A 2,009-nucleotide genomic window follows, 5' to 3' on the forward strand; every position below is an offset into this window, starting at 1 on the left:
GGAGAATGAAACAGCCCTACCCTTATCAAGGGGGGCAGGGGGGATCGGCACCCCCCTTATCAAGGGGGGCAGGGGGGATCGAACCTAAAATCCATTTTTAATTTAATTATAACCAGCTACTTAAGAAGTATAAAGATGACATAATTAATTATTCCGAATATTGGTATTTAGGCATTATTATAGCATTCCAATTTTCTAAAGTCAAACCCTCAACTCTAGCTAAATTAATACCATTAGTTTGTAGAATAGGAAATACTTTTTAATCTTTAATTCTTAGGATAAGTTGAGGTATAGTTTCTCATCTTAACTTTAAGTGGAGCGATCGCTGTTTTATTAAGTTTGAGAAAGGCGATCGCTGTTGAGTTGAGGATGAAGGAGAAATTTGAGCTATAATAGGGGATAAAATTAACAAACAAGGTAATTATCAATGCCATTAAAGCAAAAGTATATTACTGATGAACAGGGTAATCAAATCGGTATTCTTTTAGATATAGAGGAATATCGAAAACTCCTAGAAGATTCTGAAGAATTGAATGCTATTAGAGCCTATGATTTAGCTATTTCGGAAGAGGAAGAAATTCCTTTTGAAGAGGCGATCGCCGAAATTGAAAATAGTCGTCAATGAATTACACTATTGCGATTAAAAAACAAGCTTCTAAGGCTTTAGCTAATCTTCCCCAAGATAGTTATCAGAAAGTTCGAGACGGGATTAGAGCATTAGCTGACAATCCAAGACCAGCAGGGTGTCTCAAACTGACAGGACGAGAAGGCTGGCGGATTCGGATTGGAGTTTATCGCGTTATTTACGCGATAGATGATTCCGCAAAAAAGGTGATTATTTTAGATATTGGACATCGAAAGGACATCTACCGATAGGCGATCGCGTTTTTAATAAAAATTTGGAAGAGGCGATCGCTATTTTACTGTGAGAAGAGGAGGGCGATCGCTTATAATAAATCCAGTGATCAAAATAGAAGGAGGCAAATGCCAGCAAAAGACCTCTATCACGAAGCCGTTAAAAATGCCTTAATTAAAGACGGCTGGACAATTACGGCTGATCCTTATCCTATTGAATATGAAGACGCTGAATTGTATCCAGACCTGGCGATCGAGAAATATATTTCCGAAGAACAAAGACAACGTAAAATTATCATTGAAATTAAAAGCTTTCTTGGCCCTTCAATGATGAAAGACTTTGAAATGGCTTTGGGACAATATATTTTTTATCGTGATCTCATTCAATTAGGACAAGATGAATACCAAGAAATCTATCTGGCTATCAAAGATGAAATTTATGAGACTTTTTTCCAACGAAAATCTATTCAAGCCGTTATTAAAAGACACCAATTAGATTTATTAGTTGTCAACATCGAAAAAGAGGAGATTGTCCAATGGATAAACTAACTAACTATCGCCAAATTATTCAAAATACCTTAACAAAGCTAGACGAAATTGCGAATAGCTCATCCAAAAAAAAACTAGAAACCTGTTTGATTTTTGATGAAAATCATGATCATTATCTATGGATGTCTATTGGTTGGATAAACAAAAAGAAAATCAACAATATTCAGATTCATATTCGTATTAAAAATGAAAGAGTTTATATTGAACAAGATTGGACAGAAATAGGAATCACCTCTCAATTATTAGAAGCAGGGATTCCCAAAGAAGATATTGTTTTAGCATTTCATGATCCTGCAAGTCGTGAATTAACAGAATTTGCTATTGCTTAATCAGGGGCGATCGCTGTTTTACTGTGTAGATAGGAGAAAGCGATCGCATTTTTAGCTGAGGTTAAGAGGAGAAACCGTCATCGGTCCCTGGTCTCCTTACTCTTAGATTACTCCAAAGCCTTACATTAGATTGAAACAATCTGAATTTCCCTGACTCGGTGCATTGGTTTGGTTGGCTTTTCGGTGGTGATTAGTTCATCAGCTTGAATTTGCAGCGCAGCAGCAACATGAAGTGCATCCATCGCCGCTAAACCGTAAGTGCCAGCAATTTCATGA

General features: G+C 36.6%; 4 protein-coding genes. All 4 read left to right on the plus strand.

What is annotated here, in order from left to right:
* Positions 1–427: 427 nt before the first annotated feature.
* Complete coding sequence (locus PX481_RS11305) at positions 428–625, plus strand: RelB antitoxin-like protein (protein WP_002760112.1); 198 nt, start codon at positions 428–430, stop codon at positions 623–625.
* Complete coding sequence (locus PX481_RS11310) at positions 622–876, plus strand: type II toxin-antitoxin system RelE family toxin (protein WP_002760111.1); 255 nt, start codon at positions 622–624, stop codon at positions 874–876. Before PX481_RS11305 ends, PX481_RS11310 begins: the two co-directional genes overlap by 4 nt.
* Before the next feature lie 108 nt (positions 877–984).
* Positions 985–1,404, plus strand: a complete 420-nt coding sequence (locus PX481_RS11315; protein WP_002760109.1) for a XisH family protein — start codon at positions 985–987, stop codon at positions 1,402–1,404.
* Complete coding sequence (locus tag PX481_RS11320) at positions 1,392–1,733, plus strand: XisI protein (protein WP_002760108.1); 342 nt, start codon at positions 1,392–1,394, stop codon at positions 1,731–1,733. The genes PX481_RS11315 and PX481_RS11320 overlap by 13 nt, the downstream gene beginning before the upstream one ends.
* Positions 1,734–2,009 lie beyond the last annotated feature (276 nt).

It is taken from the genome of Microcystis sp. M53603_WE2 (genome assembly GCF_030065435.1).